General features: G+C 42.4%; 18 protein-coding genes. 13 read left to right on the top strand and 5 right to left on the bottom strand.

The genetic code is table 11. The annotated features are described in order from the left end of the window. Nucleotides 1-3: 3 nt before the first annotated feature. Nucleotides 4-2,637, bottom strand: a complete 2,634-nt coding sequence (locus DWY07_RS06020) for an ABC transporter ATP-binding protein/permease (RefSeq protein ID WP_008401791.1) — start codon at nucleotides 2,635-2,637, stop codon at nucleotides 4-6. 305 nt (nucleotides 2,638-2,942) lie between these two features. Here DWY07_RS06020 and fba point away from each other — a divergent pair, with 305 nt between their 5' ends. Further along, nucleotides 2,943-3,812, top strand: coding sequence for a class II fructose-1,6-bisphosphate aldolase (fba, locus tag DWY07_RS06015; RefSeq protein ID WP_021944348.1), 870 nt, complete (start codon nucleotides 2,943-2,945; stop codon nucleotides 3,810-3,812). A 560-nt stretch (nucleotides 3,813-4,372) separates the two neighbouring features. On the opposite strand, the gene DWY07_RS06010 is transcribed toward fba, so the two are convergent. Next, on the bottom strand, nucleotides 4,373-5,410 hold the full coding sequence (locus DWY07_RS06010; protein WP_117822474.1) for a YeiH family protein: 1,038 nt from the start codon (nucleotides 5,408-5,410) through the stop codon (nucleotides 4,373-4,375). A gap of 250 nt (nucleotides 5,411-5,660) precedes the next feature. On the opposite strand from DWY07_RS06010, the gene DWY07_RS06005 reads away from it, so the two are divergent. Next, nucleotides 5,661-6,968: an MATE family efflux transporter gene (locus DWY07_RS06005; RefSeq protein WP_117822473.1), complete on the top strand. Its 1,308-nt coding sequence runs from the start codon at nucleotides 5,661-5,663 to the stop codon at nucleotides 6,966-6,968. 47 nt (nucleotides 6,969-7,015) lie between these two features. Here DWY07_RS06005 and DWY07_RS06000 read toward each other — a convergent pair whose 3' ends face one another. The 3 genes from DWY07_RS06000 to uvrB form a co-directional block, all read right to left on the bottom strand. Beyond that, on the bottom strand, nucleotides 7,016-7,444 hold the full coding sequence (locus DWY07_RS06000; protein ID WP_008401785.1) for a hypothetical protein: 429 nt from the start codon (nucleotides 7,442-7,444) through the stop codon (nucleotides 7,016-7,018). 118 nt (nucleotides 7,445-7,562) lie between these two features. Further along, nucleotides 7,563-10,400: an excinuclease ABC subunit UvrA gene (uvrA, locus tag DWY07_RS05995; protein WP_117822472.1), complete on the bottom strand. Its 2,838-nt coding sequence runs from the start codon at nucleotides 10,398-10,400 to the stop codon at nucleotides 7,563-7,565. A gap of 318 nt (nucleotides 10,401-10,718) precedes the next feature. After that, entirely contained in the window at nucleotides 10,719-12,707 is a 1,989-nt protein-coding gene (gene uvrB, locus DWY07_RS05990; RefSeq protein WP_008401782.1) for an excinuclease ABC subunit UvrB, read from the bottom strand. Between the two features lie 221 nt (nucleotides 12,708-12,928). Between uvrB and DWY07_RS05985 the strand changes: the two genes are divergently transcribed. The 11 genes from DWY07_RS05985 to DWY07_RS05935 all read left to right on the top strand — a co-directional run bounded on the left by DWY07_RS05985 (nucleotide 12,929) and on the right by DWY07_RS05935 (nucleotide 23,016). Continuing rightward, complete coding sequence (locus DWY07_RS05985) at nucleotides 12,929-14,128, top strand: class I SAM-dependent rRNA methyltransferase (RefSeq protein WP_117822471.1); 1,200 nt, start codon at nucleotides 12,929-12,931, stop codon at nucleotides 14,126-14,128. Between the two features lie 63 nt (nucleotides 14,129-14,191). Next, a complete protein-coding gene (locus DWY07_RS05980; protein WP_008401776.1) occupies nucleotides 14,192-14,797 on the top strand; it encodes a transglutaminase family protein in 606 nt (201 codons plus the stop codon). Between the two features lie 206 nt (nucleotides 14,798-15,003). Continuing rightward, the gene (upp, locus tag DWY07_RS05975) at nucleotides 15,004-15,633 is read left to right on the top strand and encodes a uracil phosphoribosyltransferase (RefSeq protein WP_117784619.1); all 630 of its coding nucleotides are present in this window, start codon (nucleotides 15,004-15,006) and stop codon (nucleotides 15,631-15,633) included. Nucleotides 15,634-15,649: 16 nt separating this feature from the next. Beyond that, complete coding sequence (locus DWY07_RS05970; protein ID WP_021944344.1) at nucleotides 15,650-16,591, top strand: HD domain-containing protein; 942 nt, start codon at nucleotides 15,650-15,652, stop codon at nucleotides 16,589-16,591. A 19-nt stretch (nucleotides 16,592-16,610) separates the two neighbouring features. Then, complete coding sequence (rlmD, locus tag DWY07_RS05965; protein ID WP_117822470.1) at nucleotides 16,611-18,065, top strand: 23S rRNA (uracil(1939)-C(5))-methyltransferase RlmD; 1,455 nt, start codon at nucleotides 16,611-16,613, stop codon at nucleotides 18,063-18,065. 208 nt (nucleotides 18,066-18,273) lie between these two features. Beyond that, nucleotides 18,274-18,939: a type II CAAX endopeptidase family protein gene (locus DWY07_RS05960; protein ID WP_117807844.1), complete on the top strand. Its 666-nt coding sequence runs from the start codon at nucleotides 18,274-18,276 to the stop codon at nucleotides 18,937-18,939. A gap of 108 nt (nucleotides 18,940-19,047) precedes the next feature. Beyond that, nucleotides 19,048-19,929 carry a helix-turn-helix transcriptional regulator gene (locus DWY07_RS05955; RefSeq protein WP_117807846.1) on the top strand — a complete coding sequence of 294 codons (882 nt, stop codon included), beginning with the start codon at nucleotides 19,048-19,050 and terminating at the stop codon, nucleotides 19,927-19,929. A 101-nt stretch (nucleotides 19,930-20,030) separates the two neighbouring features. Beyond that, a complete protein-coding gene (locus DWY07_RS05950) occupies nucleotides 20,031-20,582 on the top strand; it encodes a histidine phosphatase family protein (RefSeq protein WP_117807848.1) in 552 nt (183 codons plus the stop codon). Nucleotides 20,583-20,649: 67 nt separating this feature from the next. Further along, a complete protein-coding gene (locus DWY07_RS05945) occupies nucleotides 20,650-21,096 on the top strand; it encodes a hypothetical protein (RefSeq protein WP_242997316.1) in 447 nt (148 codons plus the stop codon). Nucleotides 21,097-21,156: 60 nt separating this feature from the next. Continuing rightward, nucleotides 21,157-21,633 (top strand): dihydrofolate reductase, encoded by a 477-nt coding sequence (locus tag DWY07_RS05940; protein ID WP_117822468.1) that lies wholly within the window; start codon nucleotides 21,157-21,159, stop codon nucleotides 21,631-21,633. Between the two features lie 15 nt (nucleotides 21,634-21,648). Then, entirely contained in the window at nucleotides 21,649-23,016 is a 1,368-nt protein-coding gene (locus DWY07_RS05935; protein ID WP_117822467.1) for an MATE family efflux transporter, read from the top strand. The last annotated feature ends 66 nt before the right edge of the window (nucleotides 23,017-23,082 follow it).

Raw genomic sequence — 23,082 nt, 5'->3', positions numbered from 1 at the left:
CTGTTATTCACTTCTAAGTGCTATTACAGGGTCTTTCTTCGCTGCCATCTTAGATGGGATAAGACCGCCGATCAAAGTAAGCACAACACTAATGATCACAAGGATCACCGCACCCTTTACCGGAAGTGAAGATACATTTGGCACATTTACAAATTTCTCTATCACCTTGCTTATCGGGATATTTAACAGCACCGTAACCAGAATACCGATCGCACCGGATACCAGTCCGATAATAAATGTCTCTGCGTTAAACACACGGGAAATATCCTTTTTCGACGCTCCGATACTTCGAAGAATACCGATCTCCTTCGTTCTCTCCAGTACAGAGATATAGGTAATGATTCCGATCATGATCGATGATACGATCAACGAGATAGCTACAAATGCGATCAATACATAAGTGATCGCATCGATGATCTTCGTAACGGAAGATAGCATCAGCCCGATATAATCGGTATAAGTGATCTCGCTGTCTGAATGTGAATCATTATATTTGTCGATCAGATCTGTCAGCTTATCCTTGTCCGCGAATTCTGAACAATACAGGCTGATAACGGACGGCTTTGCCAGATCCGCAAATCCAAGCTTCTCGATATTATCATCATAGGTTGCGGTAGACTGTGCAAAATAGCCCTGTTCCTTTAACATTTCAAATAACTGCTCATCAGACATCTGTGAAATATATGCCTGCTGTTCCTCTGACAGGTTCATGGATGCAACGATCTGCTGCATGTCCACCTGACTCATGTCGATATCTTCTCCGTTTGAAAACGGAAGTCCTGTAAATACATCGGTATCCGGATTGTCAAGCTGCCGTTTTACGATCTCCGATTTTTCATTTTCGGATACAACATACTCTGCAAGTTCAGCGGTATAACCGATCATTCCCGCATCGATCGATGCTGCATAAGAGGATTCGCTCTGACGGATGATACCACAAACCTGAATATCCAGACCTTTGCTGATCACATCTGCCATATAATCTTCATCGGAACTCTTGTCTGCCCATGTTCCGTCTGCATTTTTTTGATAAATGTCACTCGGCAGAATGAGCTTGAATTTGAGATTTAAAAGATCATCATAGGAGAAGCTCATTTCCTCCGGTGCATCGTAATCTTTACCTGCCATGATCTTCGGAACCATCTCTCCAAGATCAGAAGCATTTCTGACACCTAATGTATATAAGGTAAAATCACTGATCTCGTTATTCTTATCAACGACCAGTACAACTTCATTTTTATTCTGAGGCCAGTGTCCTGCAAGCACATCGTACTGCTGTTCCAACAGCTCCCGATTACTCATTAACTGCTTCCACATATCCATGGAATTATTTCCGTAACTGAATGCCGACATGAAGCCTGACAGGGATTTCTGGGATTCTTCCATATCGCCAAATCCCATCTCTCGCATCATGATACTTGGATTTACCTGCTGTGTACCGCCTGCTGCATTTTCGTTAAATACATACATCGGAGTATCATAGGTATACTTGATATCACTCACGATATCCTTGAATCCATTTGTATCATCTTCAATATATTTCTTAAATGTTTCCAGATCGTTTTCCTTTACCTCTGAGAGCATGGACACCATCATATCGCCCATGACATCACCAGAGTATACACGATCCGGGTCATGATCACTCAGATCTTCTTCCTTTGTATTACCCGCCATTTCCGAGATCAGGTCAGAATAATCCATTGCCTTTTTCTGGATCTCGATTGGATAGGATGACAGGGTTTCCTCCTGCACATCATTGATATAGCCCTGGAATCCACTGGATAATGACAGAATCAGCGCGATACCGATGATACCGATACTTCCGGCAAATGCCGTTAAAAGGGTTCGTCCTTTCTTCGTCAGCAGGTTATTAAAGCTGAGGGAAAATGCCGTAAATACAGACATAGATGTCTTTCTCGGTGCATATGCTTCTTCTGATTCTTTCGCTTCGTCTTCATCTGAAAATGGTGCGGAATCATCTATGATCTTACCATCTAACAGCTTCACGATTCTTGTAGAATATTTGTCTGCAAGCTCCGGATTGTGTGTTACCATGATGACCAGCTTTTCTTCTGCGATCTCCTTTAACAGCTCCATGATCTGGACACTGGTTTCGGAGTCCAGGGCTCCGGTCGGCTCATCTGCAAGCAGGATATCAGGATCATTGATCAATGCTCTGGCGATCGCTACTCGCTGCATCTGTCCACCGGACATCTGATTCGGCTTCTTATAGATCTGATCGCCCAGACCAACCTTTTCCAACACCTCTTTTGCACGTTTTCTACGCTCGGATTTGGATACACCGGATAAGGTCAGCGCCAGCTCGACATTTGCGAGAACCGTCTGATGCGGAATCAGATTGTAACTCTGGAATACAAAACCGATCGAATTATTCCGGTATGAATCCCAGTCTCTTGCCTTGAATTCTTTTGTTGATCTGCCATTGATAACCAGATCACCACTCGTATACTGATCAAGTCCGCCTATAATATTAAGAAGCGTTGTCTTACCACAGCCGGACTGACCAAGTACCGATACGAATTCATTCTTTCTGAAATTAATGGAAATGCCTTTTAACGCCTTTACCACTTCATCTCCGGTCTGATAGTCCTTCACAATCTTCTTTAACTGAAGCATATATTGTTTCCTCCACGAATTATATTATAAAAATTTTACCATCCCAGTTTTAGCATTTCAAGGAAATGGCGGATTCTTTTATAAATGTTTTACATAATGATAAAATACTACGCTGCGACATCAGGGTTATTATGGCGCAGTATTTTTTTATTTTTATCAAGTTTTTGTAAATGGCTTTTATTTTGGAAATAAATAATGTATAATGGCGACAGAGTAGGGTTATCTAACCGGATTTTTACATTATAAATGTGGACAATTCGGGCAGATGAAAGCCCAAAATAATTTTTATAATGGAGGAATTTATAATGTTAGTTTCAGCAAAAGAAATGTTGGAAAAGGCTAAGGCTGGAAAATATGCCGTTGGTCAGTTTAACATCAATAACCTTGAATGGACAAAGGCTGTTCTTCTTACAGCTCAGGAACTTCAGTCTCCTGTAATCCTTGGTGTTTCAGAAGGCGCTGGAAAGTATATGACTGGATTTGAAACAGTTGCAGCTATGGTTAAGGCTATGCACGATTCTTTAGGAATTACAGTTCCTGTAGCTCTTCATCTTGATCACGGAACATATGAAGGATGCTACAAGTGTGTTAAGGCCGGATTCACATCTATCATGTTCGATGGTTCACACTATCCATTCGAAGAGAACCTTGCTAAGTCAACAGAGCTTGTTAATGTTGCTCATCAGCTTGGTCTTTCTATCGAGTGTGAAGTTGGTTCAATCGGTGGTGAAGAAGACGGTGTTATTGGTATGGGCGAGTGCGCAGATCCAGAAGAGTGTAAGATCATCGCTGATCTTGGCGTAGATATGCTTGCTGCCGGTATCGGTAACATCCATGGTAAGTACCCAGCAAACTGGAAGGGTCTTTCATTCGAAACACTTGATGCTATCCAGCAGAAGACAGGTACTATGCCATTAGTTCTTCACGGTGGTACAGGTATCCCTGCTGACATGATCAAGAAAGCTATCTCACTTGGCGTTTCAAAAATCAATGTTAACACAGAGTGCCAGTTATCATTCGCAGATGCTACAAGAAAGTACATCGAGGCTGGTAAGGATCTTGAAGGTAAGGGATTTGATCCTAGAAAGCTTCTTGCTCCTGGTTTCGAAGCTATCAAGGCTACTGTTAAAGAAAAGATGGAACTTTTCGGATCAGTTGGCAAAGCAAATGACTAGTATATAGTACGAATATCGTAACATAATACAAGCCGGATATGGCTTTATGTAGCAGATTGAGGTTCTGTATAACAGTTGCCAGCTGATACATTTCACATATTATTCCGCAAGGCGCTTTCGCTCTATTTCAACGTAGCGGTTCTAACCTCACTACCTGTGGTAGTTCGCTAAGAACCGACGTTGAAAAAGGCTTGCTTCATAATAGTGAATGTATCAGCTGACAACTGCCTTACAATCTCGTTCTGCTTCATAAACCATATCCGGCTTGTACTATGTTACGATATTCTGTGCTATGGATTTTTTTAACATATTTTTTCAGAGTTTTCATGTAGGAACGTCCTCGAACACAGCTGCCAGCCGGCATGATATCAGAAAAACATTGCGAGGATTTCGTGATGAACTGCATATATCAGCAAATGTGGGTGCCTGTTTGAGCCCGACGGGCGAGTTGGCACAGGAACATTTGCGAATAGGATATATGCAGTTCATAGAAACCGCAGTTGTTTTTCGGGTATTATGCCGGCTGGCAGCTATGCCCGGGGACGTTCTCCTGTACCTCTTTACCAGATGCCCATGATATGCTGCATAAGCAGGCTGACCAAGGTAATGCCAATCCAACAGCATGCACCTAACAAAATCGGCTTGCCACCGGTTTTGATCAGCTTAATAACATTGCTGTTTAACCCGATCGCCGCCATAGCCATGATAATGAAGAATTTGGACAGCTCCTTTAACGGCGCAAATACATCCGCATTTACGCCCAGACTGATACAGATCGTTGTGATTATAGATGCGATCACAAAATACAGAATGAACATAGGAAATGCTTTTTTCAAGCTGAATCCATTTGTCTTCTGCTCTGTCTTTGCCGCCTGTCTTGCACGAACTGCCGCAAGCACTAATGTGATCGGTATAATTGCCAGTGTTCTGGTCAGTTTTACCGTTACTGCCTTATTGAGAGTCTCACTTCCAAGATTCCACATGCTGTCCCATGTTGATGCCGCCGCTGTTACAGAAGATGTATCATTGATGGCTGTTCCCGCAAATATTCCAAATGCATCACCGGATGCCGTGTCAAATCCTATTACTTTTCCAATGATTGGGAAGAAGATAGCCGCAAGCACGTTAAAGAAAAAGATAACAGAAATAGCCTGTGCAACTTCATCGTCATCTGCATCTATAACCGGTGCTGTTGCTGCGATTGCGGAACCACCACAGATAGAAGATCCAACACCGACAAGAATCGAAGTATTTGCCGGAACCTTCATCACCTTTCGAAGGATCCATGCGATCAATAAGGATGTACCGATCGTACAGATAATGATCGGAAGCGACTGTTTTCCTGTCTGCAGGATTACTCCGAGATTCATGCCAAATCCTAATAATACAACGGCTGTCTGCAAAACAATCTTTGATGTCCATTTGATACCGGCTTCTGCCTTTCCCTTATCCGTCCATACAAGTGCGATCAACATACCGGCTAATATCGCAATGATCGGTCCGCCGACAACCGGAAACCGTTTTCCAAGTAACCATGAAGGAGCTGCTATGATAAAACACACCAGAATTCCTATCCAGTTTTTCTTAATAAAATTCATTTATTCCTACCTCACTGTGTTTTTTGCGGATGCTATTATAACACCCGCATACTAAAAATGCCATAAAATTGATTGACATTTTCTATCAACTTGGTATAATAGGCACGAATCGGACGGTATATATGATATACCTTGCAAGGTGTTCTGAATGTTATTCAGGATTCCCGGATGGACATGAATGTTATGAGCCAGATAAGATTATCTTATCTGGCTCTTTTTTTGTGAACAGCACAGCATAGGAGGACTTATAATGGATTTATTAAAAGACAATCTGAAAAAATTATACTTCAAATTTCTGATACCATCACTTGGAAGTGCCATGGTTATGTCTATTTATACACTGACAGATGCGATCGTCATTGGAAAAGGTGTCGGCGCAGATGCTCTTGCTGCCCTAAGTATTACAACACCACTTCTCTGCATCCTGATGTCAACCGGAATCCTGTTTGGTGTCGGCGGCTCTGTACAGATGAGTGTTCACAGGGGAAGTGGTAATCATCAGAAATCCAATCGTTATTTTACGATCTCTTTTTTCCTGATTACGGCTGTTACTACCCTTTTATGGCTGATCTATGCCACCTGCATGCCTAAGCTGCTTCATCTGATGGGAGCAAATGACACCTTATTCCCATACGCCATGTCCTACATGCGTTATATCAACATTTTCCTTCCGGTTGCTGTATTTTCAAATTATGTAGCAATCTTTATCCGTGCCGACAATGATCCAAACCGTGCAATGGCGGGAGTTCTGCTTGGCGGCGTCATAAATATCGCACTGGATATCATTTTTGTATTTCCTATGCATATGGGAATGGGCGGTGCCGCATTCGCTTCCGTTCTCGGTATGACTATCCAGGTAATTGTCGGTGGCTCACACTTTTTCTCACGCAAAAACGGTCTTCATTTCATCCGACCGATTCACACGATTCCCAGTATCCGTCATATTATTGTCGGTGGTATCCCAAGTTTTTTCAATGAATTTGCAAATGGATTCATCGTACTGCTGTTTAATATCCAGATCCTGAAATACTGCGGTGAAAATGCACTCTCGATCTACAGCGTGATCTCAAACTGTGTAATCCTGTTCAACTCCCTGTTTACCGGAGTCGGTCAGTCGATCCAGCCTGTTATCTCTACTAATTATGGTGCAGGAAATGGGGTCCGAATCAAAGGAATAAAAAAGATGGCATATACCACTATCCTTATAATGGGTGCCATCTTCTCGCTTAGTGGAATCTTATTCCCGACTGCGGTCTGTCGTATTTTTATTAAAATGAATCCAACACTGACTGATATTGCAAATCTGGGTATACGAACCTACTTTTTTGCATTCCTGCCATTTGGTATTAACCTGCTGACTTCTTACTATTTACAGGCGATACTGCGATCTGCACAATCCCTGTGCATCTCACTGCTCCGAAATATCATCTTAAGCAGTATCTGTATCCTTGTATTTCCATTGTGTCTGGGTGCATCCAGCCTGTGGTTTGTTATGCCGATCGTTGAAGTCGTAGTGTTATTTGTCAGCCTTGGCTACCTGAAAAGCAAATCTATATAGAACATAAACGCTAAGATATAACTGTAACTCTATCTGCAGTTCTGCTCTTAAACAGTTTCGGCTATATTATGGAAGTCGCTCATTAAAGACTCGTATGCAGCTTCGTCCATGCCATAGGAAAAGCATGCAAGTGCACGGAAACAGACCTCAGGTAATCTCTTAAGATTTCCGCTGTTATACTGTTCTGCCACCTGCTGTAATTCATTGATTATGTCATGCTTACGCTTCTGTTCTTCCAGGCTGCCATTCCAGAAACAGCTCATATCATAATCAGATGTATTCCCGCATGGAGCCGTACAGGTGGAACACCCGGGAGAAAGTCGGTATTTCTCCCGGTGTATTTCCTCTATTGTCTCATCATTGTCTTCCTGTAATAACGCACTTGCGATCGTCTGATCTGTTTTCTCTGTCCAGCCGGAATTACCGGCCGCACCTACAAGGCCGATCAATGCGCCAATGATCTTATCATTCCTCATGTTGCTAATTCCTTATGTTTCCAAATTTCTATATCTCTAATTCCTCTATATCAATTCTACACATTCTATAAAACTGATATCTATATAAGAGCTTAATTGTATTCTCTATCTTCACACTTTATAAATACCGCTTCAGATATTGTCCGGTATATGAATTCTCACATTCTGCGATCTCCTCCGGTGTTCCCTGTGCGATCACTGTTCCACCGCGAACACCGCCTTCCGGTCCCATGTCGATGATATAATCGGCAGTCTTTATAACATCCAGATTATGCTCGATAACAACTACGGTATTTCCACTGTCACTAAGTCTGCGAAGAATATCCACCAGACGATGAACATCGGCGAAATGAAGTCCGGTCGTCGGTTCATCCAGAATGTAGATCGTCTTTCCGGTTCCACGTCTGGCAAGCTCCGTCGCAAGCTTTACTCTCTGTGCCTCTCCTCCGGATAAAGTGGTAGATGGCTGTCCCAGACGGATATAACCCAGACCAACATCCTTTAACGTTTCGATCTTTCGCAGAATGCTTGGAACATTTGCAAAGAACTCGCAGGCTTCATCCACAGTCATATCCAGAACATCATAAATGCTCTTACCTTTATATTTTACTTCCAGCGTCTCACGATTGTACCGCTTGCCACCGCATACCTCGCAAGGAACATAGACATCCGGCAGGAAATGCATCTCGATCTTGATGATACCATCACCACGGCAGGCTTCGCATCGTCCACCCGATACATTGAATGAAAATCTTCCCTTCTTATATCCTCTTGCCTTGGCATCCTTTGTATTTGCAAACAGGTCACGGATCATGTCAAATACACCTGTATAGGTTGCCGGGTTCGATCTCGGACTTCTTCCGATTGGAGACTGATCGATATTGATCACCTTATCAAGTGCATCGTAACCCACGATATGATCATGACGCCCTGGTTTGATACGGCTCTTATTCAGTCTTCTCGCCAGCTTCTTATATAAGATCTCATTTACAAGTGAGCTCTTGCCCGAACCGGATACACCAGTCACGCATACCATAATACCCAGTGGTATATTCACATCGATATGCTTCAGGTTGTTCTCATAAGCATTCTGAACGGTCAGCCAGCCCGTTGGCTTTCTTCGTACCTCCGGTACCGGAATCTTTTTTCTTCCGCTTAAATAATCACCGGTGATCGAGTTCTCATTTTTCATGATCTCCTCTGCCGTACCTTCCGCAACGACATAACCACCATTTTCACCGGCTCCCGGACCGATATCTATAATATAATCCGCAGCACGCATCGTATCTTCATCATGCTCTACTACGATCAGAGTATTTCCAAGATCACGCAAATGCTCCAATGCTCCGATCAGCTTATCATTATCTCTCTGATGCAGACCGATACTTGGTTCATCCAGAATATAAGCAACTCCCACAAGCCCGGAACCGATCTGTGTCGCCAGACGGATTCGCTGTGCCTCTCCACCAGACAATGTGCCTGTAGAACGATAAAGTGCCAGATAATCAAGGCCTACATCGATCAGAAAATGCAGTCTCGCCCGGATTTCCTTTAAAACTGCCCCGCCGATCAGCATCTGCCGGTCTGTCAACTTAATATTATCCATAAAGTTTGTAAGATCCTCGATCGACATTCTGGTCAGATCATCAATATTCTTATCGGCGATCGTAACAGCCAGTGCTGTCGGTTTCAGACGTTTTCCCTTACATTCTTCACATGGCGTGATCGTCATAAAAGTCTCATACTCTGCCTTAGTCGTCTCACCTCCGGTCTCTCGGTACCTTCGCTGGACGTTCTTGATCAGACCTTCAAATGTAATATCATAAACGCCTTCTCCACGCTGTCCTTTATAATGAACCTTTACCGGACGACTGTTCTTGCCATATAATAACAGATCTTTGATCTCATCACTGTAATCCTGAAACGGTGTGTCCAGTGAGAAATGATATTCCTCTGCTAATGCACGAAGCACTGCATTTGTAAAACTCTTTCCATCATTACAGGACTGCCAGCCCAGCACAACAATTGCCCCTTCATTGATCGACAGCTTGGTATCCGGTATCATCAGATCCGGATCAAATTCCATCTTAAATCCCAGACCGGCACAACATGGACATGCGCCAAATGGATTATTGAATGAAAAGCTTCTGGGCTCAATCTCATCAATGCTGATTCCACAATCCGGGCAGGAAAAGCTGTCAGAGAAATTCAAGATTTCATTTTCTCCATCTGTATTTATAACCTCAATCTTCATCAGACCTTCTGCCATCCGCAGAGTTGTCTCTACAGAATCTGTCAGTCTTCGTTCCATATCAGGACGAACGACCAGACGATCCACAACGATATCAATATTATGCTTCTTATTCTTATCCAGCTTGATCTCCTCGGATAACTCATACATACTGCCATCAATGATCGCACGGACAAAACCGCTCTTTGCCGCCTTCTCCAACAGCTTCACATGTTCCCCTTTTCTGCCTCTTATAACCGGTGCGAGTACCATGAATTTTGTCCGTTCCGGCAATTGCATGATATCGTCTACCATCTGATCCACGCTCTGTTTGCTGATCACTTTTCCACATTTCGGACAGTGTGGGATTCCTGCTCTTGCATATAACAGACGGAAATAATCATAGATCTCTGTTACTGTTCCGACTGTGGATCTCGGATTCTTATTCGTCGATTTCTGATCGATCGATATCGCAGGCGACAGGCCCTCGATCTTCTCGACATCCGGCTTCTCTGCCTGTCCAAGGAACTGTCTTGCATAGGAAGATAAGGACTCCATATAGCGTCGCTGACCTTCGGCATAGATCGTATCAAATGCCAGTGAGGATTTGCCCGAACCGGACAGACCTGTCACAACGACAAATTTATCTCTCGGAATCTTCACATCTATATTCTTCAGGTTATGTTCTTTTGCACCTTTAATCGTAATATACTTAATATCACCCATTTCGGTTGACCTTCTTTCTGCTCATTTTATTTGAATCTTATAAACATGTATGATCATTATATTTATTATTACTTTTATACAATATGAAAGATACATTACATATTATTCCGTAAGACGCTTCCGCTCGTATCCTCGTGCAGCGGTACATAAAGTTGCAAAAAACGCAACTTAAGTACCGGCCTCGGATAAGGCTTACTTCATAATAGTAATGATATCTTTCATATTAGTTTAACAACTAATATTCAAACAAATAATATTATGATCATACATGTTTATACACTTTCAATTAGTACGACAGCATGATCTGTATTGTATTTTCTACTTATCATAGTCCCGAAGTGCTTCTTTATACTTCTTCAGCTCATCACGGACGATCGCTGCCATTTCAAAGTTCAGGTCCGCGGCTGCCATGTTCATCTTCTTTGTCAGCTTATCGATCATTGCTTTCAGCTCTTTCTTCGTCATGGATTCAATATCTTTCTCTGCATCCACAACCGGTTTATCTTCTGTGACTTCATTTGTAATAAGATCACGGATACTCTTCTGGATCGTCTTCGGTATGATCCCATGTTCCTTATTATAAGCATCCTGAATCTTTCGACGACGATTTGTCTCCGAGATCGCACGTTTCATGGAGTCTGTCATCATATCTGCATACATGATAACGTGACCTTCTGAGTTTCTCGCAGCACGTCCGATCGTCTGGATCAACGATGTCTCCGAACGCAGGAAGCCCTCTTTATCTGCATCCAGGATAGCCACCAGTGTGATCTCCGGAATATCAAGTCCCTCACGAAGGAGGTTGATACCAACTAATACGTCAAATACACCCATTCTGAGATCACGCACGATCTCTACACGCTCCATTGTATCAATATCGGAATGAAGATATTTGACCTTAATGCCATTCTCACGCAGGAAATCTGTCAGATCCTCTGCCATACGTTTTGTAAGTGTTGTAACCAGAACCTTGTGTCCCTGTTCTGTCTCTTTCAATATCTCTGACATCAGGTCGTCGATCTGTCCTTCTACCGGACGGACATCCACCGGTGGATCCAGCAATCCGGTCGGTCGGATGATCTGCTCGGCCCGGAGCAGCTCATGTTCTGCTTCATATTTGGATGGTGTCGCCGATACAAATAATACCTGATCTAACTTCGATTCAAATTCTTCAAAGTTTAACGGACGGTTGTCCAATGCGGATGGCAGACGAAATCCATAATCCACCAGATTCTGTTTTCTGGAACGATCACCTGCATACATTCCTCCGACCTGCGGAATCGTCATATGCGACTCATCTATGATCAACAGGAAATCATCACCGAAGAAATCCAGTAATGTGCTCGGAGTCTCCCCGGATTCTCTGCCGGATAATGGTCCTGAATAATTCTCGATACCGGAGCAGAAGCCTGTCTCCCGCATCATCTCTATATCAAAATTTGTCCGTTCTTCAATCCGCTGTGCTTCGATCAGCTTATCATTTTCCTTAAAATACTGTACCCGTTCAGCCAATTCCGCTTCGATCTTTGTAAGTGCACGTTCCAGTTTCTCATGTCCGACAACATAATGAGAAGCAGGAAAGATACAGGTAAAATTCAGGCTGCGCCTGATCTCCCCGGTCAACGGATCAAATTCACAGATACGGTCGATCTCATCACCAAAGAATTCAACACGCACAGCATCTTCAAATGTCGATACCGGAAGGATCTCCAGCACATCCCCGTGTACACGAAATGTTCCACGGTGGAAATCCATATCATTTCTGACATACTGGATATCCGTCAGTTCATCGATCACCATATCCCGATCCTTGATCATGCCGACACGGAGCGACAGCATCTGCTCCCGGTATTCATCCGGATCACCGATACCGTAAATACAGGATACCGAGGATACGACCACAACATCTTTTCTGTCGATCAAGGCCGCTGTTGCACTGTGACGCATCTTGTCAATATCATCGTTGATCGCAGAATCCTTCGCTATATAAGTATCAGTCGATGCCACATATGCTTCCGGCTGGTAATAATCATAATAAGAAACAAAATATTCTACCGCATTTTCCGGAAAAAATTCCTTCATTTCCGAATATAACTGTGCCGCCAGCGTTTTGTTGTGCGCAAGCACCAGCGTCGGTTTATTCAGTTGTGCTATTACATTTGCCATGGTAAATGTCTTACCGGAACCGGTTACACCTAACAAGGTTTCAAACTGGTTTCCCTCTTTAAATCCATCCACCAGCTCTTTGATCGCCTGCGGCTGATCACCGGTCGGCTGATATTCTGATACTAATTTGAAATGATCCATTATGTTCTCCTGATATATCTATCTAAATACAATCAATATTCTTATTATTGTTCTCTGTCTAATATATCATTCCATTTAAAAAAAGTACAGAGCAAATCGAATATTTGTTCTTTATTCTATAAGAACCTTCCGCTTCCCACTGTGTCATCCGCAAAGCGGATTTAAAAACCATGCCATCCATGGTATACTATGTCTTATCAAAAAAATGAACGAGGTGTAACATGAGCGCAATCGTAACATTAAAGAAGGGCGAGGGCAGAACCATCAAAGCCGGCGGCGCCTGGATTTATGACAATGAAATAGATACCATCATGGGGAGCTTTGAAAACGGGGATATCATCATTGTAAAAGACTTTGACGGATATCCGATGGGAAAGGGATTTATCAATACGAATTCCAAGATCACTGTCCGTATGCTGACACGTCACGTCGATACCGAGATCAATGAAGATTTCTTCCGCATGCGTCTGCAGGCAGCATGGGATTATCGTAAGAAAACCGTGGATACAAGCAGCTGCCGTATCGTATTTGGTGAGGCAGACTTCCTGCCCGGTATTGTGATTGACAAATTTGAAGATGTGCTGGTCGTTGAGTCACTTGCACTTGGAATCGACAGAGTTAAAAATTTGTTAATAAATATTTTAAAAAATATCCTTAAATCGGATGGTATAATAATCAAAGGTGTTTATGAGCGTAGCGATGCTAAAGTTAGAATAAATGAAGGGATGCAGCCATTCAAGGGATTCATTGGGGATGAATTCGACACGAACGTGGAAATTATTGAAAATGGCGTACACTATATTGTTGACGTAAAAGACGGTCAGAAGACCGGCTTCTTTCTTGACCAGAAATACAACCGACTTGCGATCCAGCGTCTTTGTAAGGATGCAAAAGTTCTTGACTGTTTCACACACACAGGCTCTTTTGCGCTGAACGCCGGAATTGCCGGTGCCGCAAGCGTACTGGGTGTAGATGCTTCGGCACTTGCGGTCAAACAGGCACAGGAAAATGCAAAGCTGAACCACCTGGAGGATTCGGTTACATTTATCTGTAAAGATGTCTTTGATCTGCTCCCTGAACTGGAAGAACAGGGCGAGAAATTCGACGTTGTAATTCTGGATCCACCTGCATTTACAAAATCACGCAACTCAATTAAAAACGCTGTAAAAGGTTATCGGGAAATAAATCTGAGAGCCATGAAGCTCGTTAAAGATGGCGGCTTTCTTGCCACCTGTTCATGCTCCCATTTCATGGACTATGAACTCTTTACAAAAACCATCGGGCAGGCTGCTTCCAACTCTCACAAACGACTGAGACAGGTTGAATTCCGTACTCAGGCTCCTGATCATCCGATTCTGTGGGCTGCAGATGAATCATATTATCTGAAGTTCTACATATTTCAAGTAACCAGCGACAAATAGCTGGAGTTTCAGAGATTGGTCCTCTGTCATTTATCTTACTTGTAATACTTTTGGGAGGTAAACATGAAGCTAATACAGAGAAATAGGGATGCAGCATATCTACAGTATGATAAATATGTCGATTTCGACAATCCCATGGTTATGGAGAAGGCTATGGATCTTACCAAAAACTGCAGATCTGTTTACGAAAAAATAGAAACCATATATTATTTTGTCAGAGATGAAATTGATCACACCTGGGACGCCAAAGATTCCACGATCACGATCTCTGCATCAGATGTTCTGGAAAAGAAAACCGGTATCAGCTATTCAAAGGCAAATCTGTTAGCCGCACTGATGCGTGCAAATGGTATTTACACCGGATTCTGCTACCAGAGGATCAAACGATTCACATATGATAACAAGCTGGCACTTCATGCACTGAATGCAGTATTTGAACCGGATGTCAAGAAATGGATCCGCTTGGACGCCAGAGGAAACAATTACCAGTTTCAAGCTGATTTCTCGATCAACGAACGAAATCTTGGATATGAGATCCGACCGGAGCTTGGTGAATTTGAATTCGACGATCTGATCGCGGTTCCTCTTCCATCGACAATGGCAGTTCTGGAAAAGAGCACAAATGCGATCAAAATGTACTATAACGATCTGCCGGACTACAACGATTAATATTATATTTTACAAAATCATCGGTCCTGCCGACCGACAGTTTTTCCTGATCATTCTAAAAACTGTTCTGTTGGCGCGGTCGATGATTTTTTATGTCTGTCTGAAATGATTTCCGTTGATTTTTCCGGTATCGCAGGGTTTAATTTCCTGTTGTCTTATGGTAGAATTATACACAGTTAAAAATTTTACGAAAAGGGGTTACCGATATGAGTAATGTCACAATTATGAATCATCCTTTGATCAAACACAAAATATCAATGTTAAGAAACGAGAACACCGGAACAAATGAATTCCGTACACTTGTAGAAGAAATCGCTATGCTTATGGGCTACGAAGCACTTCGTGATCTGCCTACAGAAGATGTAGAGATCAAGACTCCGATTGAAACCTGCAAATCTCCTATGATCTCAGGTAAGAAGATGGCAGTTGTACCGATCCTCCGTGCCGGGCTTGGCATGGTAAGCGGCATCCTTGCTCTGGTTCCATCAGCAAAGGTTGGACACATCGGGCTCTACAGAGACCCGAAGACACACGAGCCGCATGAATATTATTGTAAACTGCCGGATCCTATCGAGCAGAGAACAATCCTTGTTGTTGATCCAATGTTAGCAACCGGCGGTTCCGGTTCCGAAGCTGTTTCATTTATCAAACAGCACGGCGGCAAGAATATCAAATTCATGTGTATCATCGCTGCTCCCGAAGGTCTGGAAAGACTTCAGAAGGATCACCCGGACATCCAGATCTATGTTGGTCAGCTTGACAGATGCTTAAATGAAAATGCTTACATCTGCCCGGGTCTCGGTGATGCCGGCGACAGAATTTTCGGAACTAAATAACAGGAAGGCTTACATTATGAGATATATACACGAGCTTCGCGAAGGCGAAATGGTTTCAGAGGTTTACCTCTGCAAAAACAAGATCACAGGAAAGACAAAATCAGGTAAATCCTACTATTCTCTGCAGCTGGTAGATGCCAGCGGAACAATGGATGGTAAGATCTGGGAACTAAACAGCGGAATTGGACATTTTGAATCCATGAACTATGTTAAGGTTGACGGTCAGGTTACCTCATTTAACAACACTCTCCAGTTGACAATTAAGAAGATCCGTATCGCTGAAGAAGGGGAATACGATATCAACGACTATATGCCATGCACGAAGAAAAATGTCGATGAAATGTTTGACAAGCTGCTTGGCATTATCGCAACGATCGAAAAGCCTTACTACAAAAAGCTTCTGGAAAGCTTCTTTGTAGAGGACAAAGCTCTTGCAAAAGAATTCAAAAAGCATTCGGCTGCCAAATCCATTCATCATGGATTTGTCGGTGGTCTGTTAGAGCACACTCTGGCAGTTACCAGCATGTGTGACTACTACACTACATACTACCCGATCTTAAATCGTGACCTGCTCCTGACTGCTGCCATGCTTCATGACATCGGCAAGGTCTATGAGCTTTCAACATTCCCGGAAAACGATTACACAGATTCCGGTCAGTTACTTGGTCACATCGTAATGGGTACTATGATGATCCGCGACAAGATCCGTGATTCTGTTCCGGAATTTCCTGCAAAGGAAGCAAACGAACTGGAGCACTGTATCCTCGCCCACCACGGCGAACTGGAATACGGCTCTCCAAAAAAGCCTGCCCTGATCGAAGCACTTGCATTATCATTTGCCGATAATACAGATGCCAAGATCCAGACATTCATGGAAGCATTAGACAGCAAGGACGAGACCGGCTGGCTTGGTTACAATAAAATGATAGAAAGTAATATCCGCAGATCTACAAAATAAAGGATACGATATTTATTTTATGGAACTTAAAAAGAACAGTATATATACAATAGAAATAACGGACATGGGAAATGAGGGAGAAGGCATCGGCCATCTCTCTCTTTCTGATGTAACAAATAATAAAGCAGGCACAGACATTTCCACGAAAGCTTCATCCGAAGATGGAAATAACGTGCAGAATATCACTGTATTTGTCAAAGATACAGTGATCGGTGACGTAGCCGAGATCTCGATCATGAAAGCAAAAAAATCGATCGCCTACGGACGGCTGGTTCGCCTGATCACACCATCCCCTTACCGCGTAACTCCGGTCTGCCCAGTCGCAAAGAGCTGTGGTGGATGCAGTCTTCAGCACATTTCCTATGAGAAGCAGTTAGAATACAAATGGAACAAGGTAAGAGAATGTCTGCGCCGGATCGGCAAGATTGAGAATCCCGATACTCTGATGGAACCGATCTATGGTATGAAAGAACCATACCACTATCGAAACAAAGCACAGTTTCCGGTTGGCAGAGACAAAAACGGCAATATCGTGATCGGCTTCTATGCCGGCAGAACCCATTCGATCATCGATTCCGATACCTGTGCGATCGGTGCAAAAGTAAATGATCAGATTCTGCCGATCATCCGCGCATTTCTCACGGAATATAACATTTCCACTTATAACGAAACAACCGGACAGGGTCTGGTACGTCATATTCTGACTCGTGTTGGGTTTACAACCGGCGAAGTTATGGTCTGTCTCATCGTAAATGGAAAAAAACTACCTCATGCAGATGAACTCATCTCCCGTCTGACAAAAATTTCCGGAATGACTTCAATCTGCCTGAACATCAATACAGAAAAAACAAATAAGATTCTTGGACCAACCTGCAAAACACTGTGGGGCAGTCCATACATCACAGATTATATCGGCAATGTAAAATACCGGATCTCACCTCTGTCCTTCTATCAGGTAAACCCTGTGCAGACTAAGGTACTTTATGAAAAAGCATTGGAATATGCAGATCTGAACGGCGAGGAAACCGTCTGGGATATGTACTGCGGCATCGGAACCATTTCCCTGTTTCTTGCTCAGAAAGCAAAACAGGTATACGGTGTGGAGATCGTTCCTCAGGCAATCCTGGATGCCCGTAAAAATGCGGAACTTAACGATATCCATAACGTCGAATTCTTTACCGGAAAAGCGGAGGAAGTCGTTCCTGCCCTTTACGAAAAAGGCGGCGATGGTTCCCATGCAGATGTCGTCGTTGTCGATCCACCAAGAAAAGGCTGTGACAAGATACTCCTTGACACCCTGATCCGGATGAATCCAAAACGACTCGTCTATGTAAGCTGCGATCCCGCAACCCTTGCCCGTGACATCGCCATCCTCACTCCCGCCGGCTACCACCTCGAAAAAGTCGCTGTCGTCGACCAATTTGGCCATACCGGGCATTGTGAAAATGTTTGCTTGCTGTCGAAGAAACTTTGAGCTTATGGGGGTTAGCGGGCTTTTTTGAAGATTATGTATCTGTGTTTTTAACAGAAAAAATGTAGATAGAAAATAGAAATTTAAGAGGGGTGCCAAAATTTGCGAAAACACCAGACATGCGCCGGAATAGTATAGGCCTCCAGACGTGTGCGAATAATATATGTTTCTTTAGAAAAAATCGAATGAATTAAGAAAGGCCATAAGAAGGATGAGTAAGAAAAAAGAAATTATTTCTTTGATAATAGGTTTTGTGGGAGCTGTGGCTGGATTGTATGGTGTTATGTCATTTAACCGGTTCGTATTGATGTCATTACCGATAGGAATAAGAATGGTATGTATGATTCTGACTTACTGGTTAATTGCATTGATTCCAGCCATAGTTATGATTGTTAATAAAGACAAGTTGACAGATTATGGGTTTAGCAAAGAGAAAATAGGAATGCAGATTATTGTTGGCATCCTAATTGGAACTGTAATGTCGGTTTTGCTGACATTAATACCACATCAAATTGGTTTTGGTGAATTTGTAGATAGTGGAAAAAGATATAAATACCTATGGCAATTCATTTATGAATTCTTTTATTGTATATTTGCAATTGGTCTTGTTGAAGAGTTTGTATTCAGAGGATTCATTTTTGAAAAAATCAAACGTGTTGCTGGTAAGGATATCATAGCAGTTATTATTTCATCAATCTTTTTCGGGGTGTTTCATTTCTTCAGTGGAAATCTTGTACAAATGGTTATGACAGCGTGTATAGGAGCATTTTTCTGTTTTTGCAGATTAAAGATTAAAAATAGTTCTACTTTATCCTTGATCATTGGACATGGTGTATATGATGCATTAATTACTGTTTTCGCATCTGCTTTGTTATGAGGTTTCCGACCATTGCCACATGGTTTTTGGATTTGGAATCTCTTGATTCGATTATAGCTTTATGATAAAATATCCGAAAATGCGGAAAATATAGAAGGATATTATAGTATGAACATATATGAAAAAATCTTTGCCAGACTAGAAGAATTACATATGAGCCAAATTGAATTATCACGAAGAACTGGTATTGCTACCAGTACAATCAGCGACTGGCGTAAGAAAAAGATTAATCCACAGGCAGATAAATTGGTTTCTATTTGCAAGGCTCTAGATATGTCACTTGTGGATTTGCTTTGTGATGAGAAAGTAGTAGAGCAATCAATCGAAACAGACTTTGTGTCTGATGGTCAACATATTATTGAATTATTTATGGACTCAGATTTAGAAACAAAAAGAAGATTACTAAGATATTTTGAATTGATTGAAATCTGCAGAGAAATCAATCAGGAAAATGAGTTAGAAAATATTAAGCGAAATGTTTCAGTTATTCAGGATGCTGACGGCAACAATATTGTTATGATTAACGATATTGCATTTAAAGGAAAACGTTCTGTAGAGTGGAGTGATGTTGAAAAATATCTTAGGCAGTATGTGGGAGACATTTATCGAATAGCTGAAACAGAAGATATTATTTATATCGGTACAGATCTTCCTGATGAATATTCTGGCTCAAATTACACAAAGCATATAAAGGGAACTATTGCTAAAGCGAAAGCCAATGCTGCGCAGGCTATCCCAGAGATGATAGAAATCGCAACATCAAAGACTTTTGAAGATAATAAGAAAAATAAGCACAGCAGACACGCAAAAAATGGATGGTACCGTTATGACACAAGATTTGCATTGCCAGTATATGATGAAAATGGAGATGTTGAGCGATACAATGTATTCAGTGCGAGAATATTAATTAGACATGCATCTTCAGGAAAAATGTACTTGTATGATGTCTTGAAAATAAAAAAAGAAACGAGCAAGTCCTGTCAGGAATAATCCCTACCCGGTGAAAACCCATTTCCTTTATGATGCTATGGTACAATAAGAAATGCTATTTGTCAATCCGAATATTCAAATGAACCACAGGAGATACAACAATGTTATACATCATGCGACATGGAAAAACAGACTGGAATGCCATGCGGAAACTACAAGGTCGGACAGACATTCCATTAAATGAAGAAGGACGCCAGATGGCGGAGCATGCCAGAACAGAATATGCCGATATCCATTTTGATATCTGCTACTGCTCTCCCCTTATCCGAGCAAAGGAAACAGCCGAGATCGTATTAAAAGGGCGGAACATTCCGATCATAACGGACGACCGGTTAAAAGAAATGAGCTTTGGCAGCTATGAAGGAACTGCAAACTGCATAACTACTCCCGGCTGTCCAATAAAAGATCTCTTTCTTGATCCGGCAAACTATAAAGTTCCAAAGGATGGTGGAGAAAGCTTTGAACAGTTATTTGCGAGAACAGGAGAATTCCTAAAAGAGGTTGTAAAACCACAATTAGACGAAGGAAAAGATGTCCTGATCGTCGGACATGGAGCTATGAATTCCAGTATCATCTGTCAGGTCAAAGGGATCCCGCTGTCAGAATTCTGGAGCGCAGGAATCGAGAACTGCAAACTGAAACGCATACTATAAATATCATTTATAAATCCAAACAAAAGCAACACATTTCATTCAATAGCAAATGAGGAGATATTTGAAAATGAAGACCTACAACTTCTATGGTTGGGAACAGGCAACCGTTCCTGCCATAACAAACAAGTATAAAGGAATCCATACACCACAGGATCTGTATGACAGATTATCTGATATCTGGTGCGCTGATACTTGCGCACCAAGACTGCGTGATGGCTGGACACCGGAGAATAAAACCTTGGGGCAGTGTTCTATCACAGCATTTCTGGTTCAGGACATCTTTGGCGGCAAAGTGTATGGCATCCTGCGTCCCGGCGGAAACTATCATTGCTATAACGATGTCAACGGTCATATATTTGACCTGACCAGTGAACAGTTTGGTGATGAGACTCTTTCTTATAAGAACAATCCTGAGCAGTTCCGTGAAGTACATTTTGCAAAAGAAGAAAAACGTTTAAGATATGAATATCTGAAACAACAACTGGCACGCTTAAACCAGCAATCCACTTGCTGATTTTCGTAAGATCAGGTATGCTGAAAAATAAATATGACATCTGAGAAAGGAACCCATACTATGATAGGATTAATCGTCGCTCGTTCAAAAAATAATGTAATTGGAAAAAATGGACAGATCCCATGGCGGATCAAAGGAGAACAGAAACAGTTTAAAGAACTGACAACAGGGAATACTGTGGTTATGGGACGTAAGTCATATGAAGAGATCGGACATCCTCTCCCGAACCGAATGAATATCGTTGTGTCAAATACTGCCAATTACTCCGGTGAAAACCTGCTTACCGTTCATTCTTTACAGGAAGCTCTTGATGCTGTAAAAGAGGGAAATGTCTATATCTCCGGTGGATATGGGCTGTTCAAAGAGGCACTTCCACTGGTTGATATGATGTATATCACAGAAGTTGATACTGTCGTTGAAGACGGAGATGTCTTCTTCCCTGAATTCAATGCAGATGAATTCGATATTACAACCGGCGAATCCGGTGGTGACGACATTACATTTATCCGCACGACCTACACCCGCAAGAAACTGTAAACAAGGACAACTCACATGAATACACAGACAACGAATGAAAATCCTCTCGGCACTCAGCCCGTAAAAAAATTATTAATGCAATTTGCCATTCCAAGTATAGTAGCCATGCTGGTCAGCTCTCTTTATAACATTGTTGACCAGTTTTTCATTGGGCGAAATGTCGGTGAACTCGGAAATGCCGCAACCAATATTTCATTTCCACTTTCCATATCCTGTATCGCGATCGCTCTGCTGTTCGGCATCGGCGGCGCATCTGCTTTTAATCTGGCTATGGGAAAAGGAGAAAAGGAAAAAGCAGTTTATTATATCAGCAATTCCGCTGTCATGCTCTTTGGCTGTGGTGTAATTTTAACCACGATCACCCTGCTGTTCTTAGAGCCTCTGCTCCGTTTCTTTGGATCTCCCGACAATGTACTTTCCTATGCAAAAACTTACACAGGCATTGTTGCGATTGGATTTCCTTTTCTGATCCTCACGACCGGAAGCGGTCATCTGATCCGGGCAGATGGCAGACCGAAGATTAGCATGATCTGTAACCTTACCGGAGCCGTGATCAACACCATCTTAGATGCTCTGTTTGTATCCGTTCTTCAGATGGGTATGGCAGGCGCAGCCATCGCAACCGTTATCGGTCAGGTAATATCCGCCGGTCTTGTCATCTGGTTTTTATCCCACTGTAAGACTGTAACGATAAGAAAAGAACATCTCCGCATCAGTAGACCGATCATAGCGAGAGTCACATCCCTTGGTACTGCTCCTTGCAGCAATCAGCTTGCCATGATGATCGTACAGATCATTATGAACAAATCTCTCAAATACTATGGCTCCCTTTCTATCTATGGCGAAGCAATCCCTATCGCCTGTGCCGGAATTATCACAAAAGTAAACCAGGTATTCCTATCCCTGATCATCGGTATATCACAGGGCTTACAGCCGATCACCAGCTATAACTATGGTGCAGGGAAATACAAACGGGTGAAATCTGCCTATCTGTTTGCTTCTACCTGTGGATTTGTGATCGCGCTTATTGCATTTCTGCTGTTCCAGTTTGTGCCAAGGCAGATCATATCCATTTTCGGAAACGGCTCCGAAAGCTACTTTCAGTTTTCGATCAGCTATTTTCGTATTTTTCTGTTCTTTACGTTTATAAACTTTATGCAGCCGATCACTTCGAACTTCTTTACATCGATTGGCAAACCGAAAAAAGGAACATTCCTGTCATTGACCAGACAGATCCTGTTCCTTCTACCATTATTAATTATTCTGCCGCTTTTTATGGGCATTGATGGCATTATGTATTCTGGTCCGATTGCCGATGGACTTGCCGGAGCGGTCGCCATTTTCATGGTCTGGAATGAATTCCGCACCAAACCTTTCCGCTAAAGAGGTTGTTGTTGTTCAACCTCTACTTTTTGCCATGATATTTTGGCTCTGCTGGTATGGACATAT

Origin of the sequence: Clostridium sp. AF23-6LB, assembly GCF_003461085.1 — a bacterium.
In the GTDB taxonomy this organism is placed as follows: Bacteria; Bacillota; Clostridia; order Lachnospirales; family Lachnospiraceae; genus Coprococcus; species Coprococcus ammoniilyticus.
This window is presented reverse-complemented; position numbering and strand designations above follow the sequence as displayed.

What these genes read in the sequence shown, in the direction of transcription:
- DWY07_RS05955 (WP_117807846.1), top strand. Translation starts at nt 19,048, where the DNA reads ATGAACATATATGAAAAAATCTTTGCCAGACTAGAAGAATTACATATG.
- DWY07_RS05985 (WP_117822471.1), top strand. Translation starts at nt 12,929, where the DNA reads ATGAGCGCAATCGTAACATTAAAGAAGGGCGAGGGCAGAACCATCAAA.
- DWY07_RS06005 (WP_117822473.1), top strand. Translation starts at nt 5,661, where the DNA reads ATGGATTTATTAAAAGACAATCTGAAAAAATTATACTTCAAATTTCTG.
- fba (WP_021944348.1), top strand. Translation starts at nt 2,943, where the DNA reads ATGTTAGTTTCAGCAAAAGAAATGTTGGAAAAGGCTAAGGCTGGAAAA.
- DWY07_RS06000 (WP_008401785.1), bottom strand. Translation starts at nt 7,444, where the DNA reads ATGAGGAATGATAAGATCATTGGCGCATTGATCGGCCTTGTAGGTGCG.
- upp (WP_117784619.1), top strand. Translation starts at nt 15,004, where the DNA reads ATGAGTAATGTCACAATTATGAATCATCCTTTGATCAAACACAAAATA.
- DWY07_RS05950 (WP_117807848.1), top strand. Translation starts at nt 20,031, where the DNA reads ATGTTATACATCATGCGACATGGAAAAACAGACTGGAATGCCATGCGG.
- uvrB (WP_008401782.1), bottom strand. Translation starts at nt 12,707, where the DNA reads ATGGATCATTTCAAATTAGTATCAGAATATCAGCCGACCGGTGATCAG.
- DWY07_RS05970 (WP_021944344.1), top strand. Translation starts at nt 15,650, where the DNA reads ATGAGATATATACACGAGCTTCGCGAAGGCGAAATGGTTTCAGAGGTT.
- DWY07_RS05960 (WP_117807844.1), top strand. Translation starts at nt 18,274, where the DNA reads ATGAGTAAGAAAAAAGAAATTATTTCTTTGATAATAGGTTTTGTGGGA.
- DWY07_RS05935 (WP_117822467.1), top strand. Translation starts at nt 21,649, where the DNA reads ATGAATACACAGACAACGAATGAAAATCCTCTCGGCACTCAGCCCGTA.
- DWY07_RS06010 (WP_117822474.1), bottom strand. Translation starts at nt 5,410, where the DNA reads ATGAATTTTATTAAGAAAAACTGGATAGGAATTCTGGTGTGTTTTATC.
- rlmD (WP_117822470.1), top strand. Translation starts at nt 16,611, where the DNA reads ATGGAACTTAAAAAGAACAGTATATATACAATAGAAATAACGGACATG.
- DWY07_RS05980 (WP_008401776.1), top strand. Translation starts at nt 14,192, where the DNA reads ATGAAGCTAATACAGAGAAATAGGGATGCAGCATATCTACAGTATGAT.
- uvrA (WP_117822472.1), bottom strand. Translation starts at nt 10,400, where the DNA reads ATGGGTGATATTAAGTATATTACGATTAAAGGTGCAAAAGAACATAAC.
- DWY07_RS06020 (WP_008401791.1), bottom strand. Translation starts at nt 2,637, where the DNA reads ATGCTTCAGTTAAAGAAGATTGTGAAGGACTATCAGACCGGAGATGAA.
- DWY07_RS05940 (WP_117822468.1), top strand. Translation starts at nt 21,157, where the DNA reads ATGATAGGATTAATCGTCGCTCGTTCAAAAAATAATGTAATTGGAAAA.
- DWY07_RS05945 (WP_242997316.1), top strand. Translation starts at nt 20,650, where the DNA reads ATGAAGACCTACAACTTCTATGGTTGGGAACAGGCAACCGTTCCTGCC.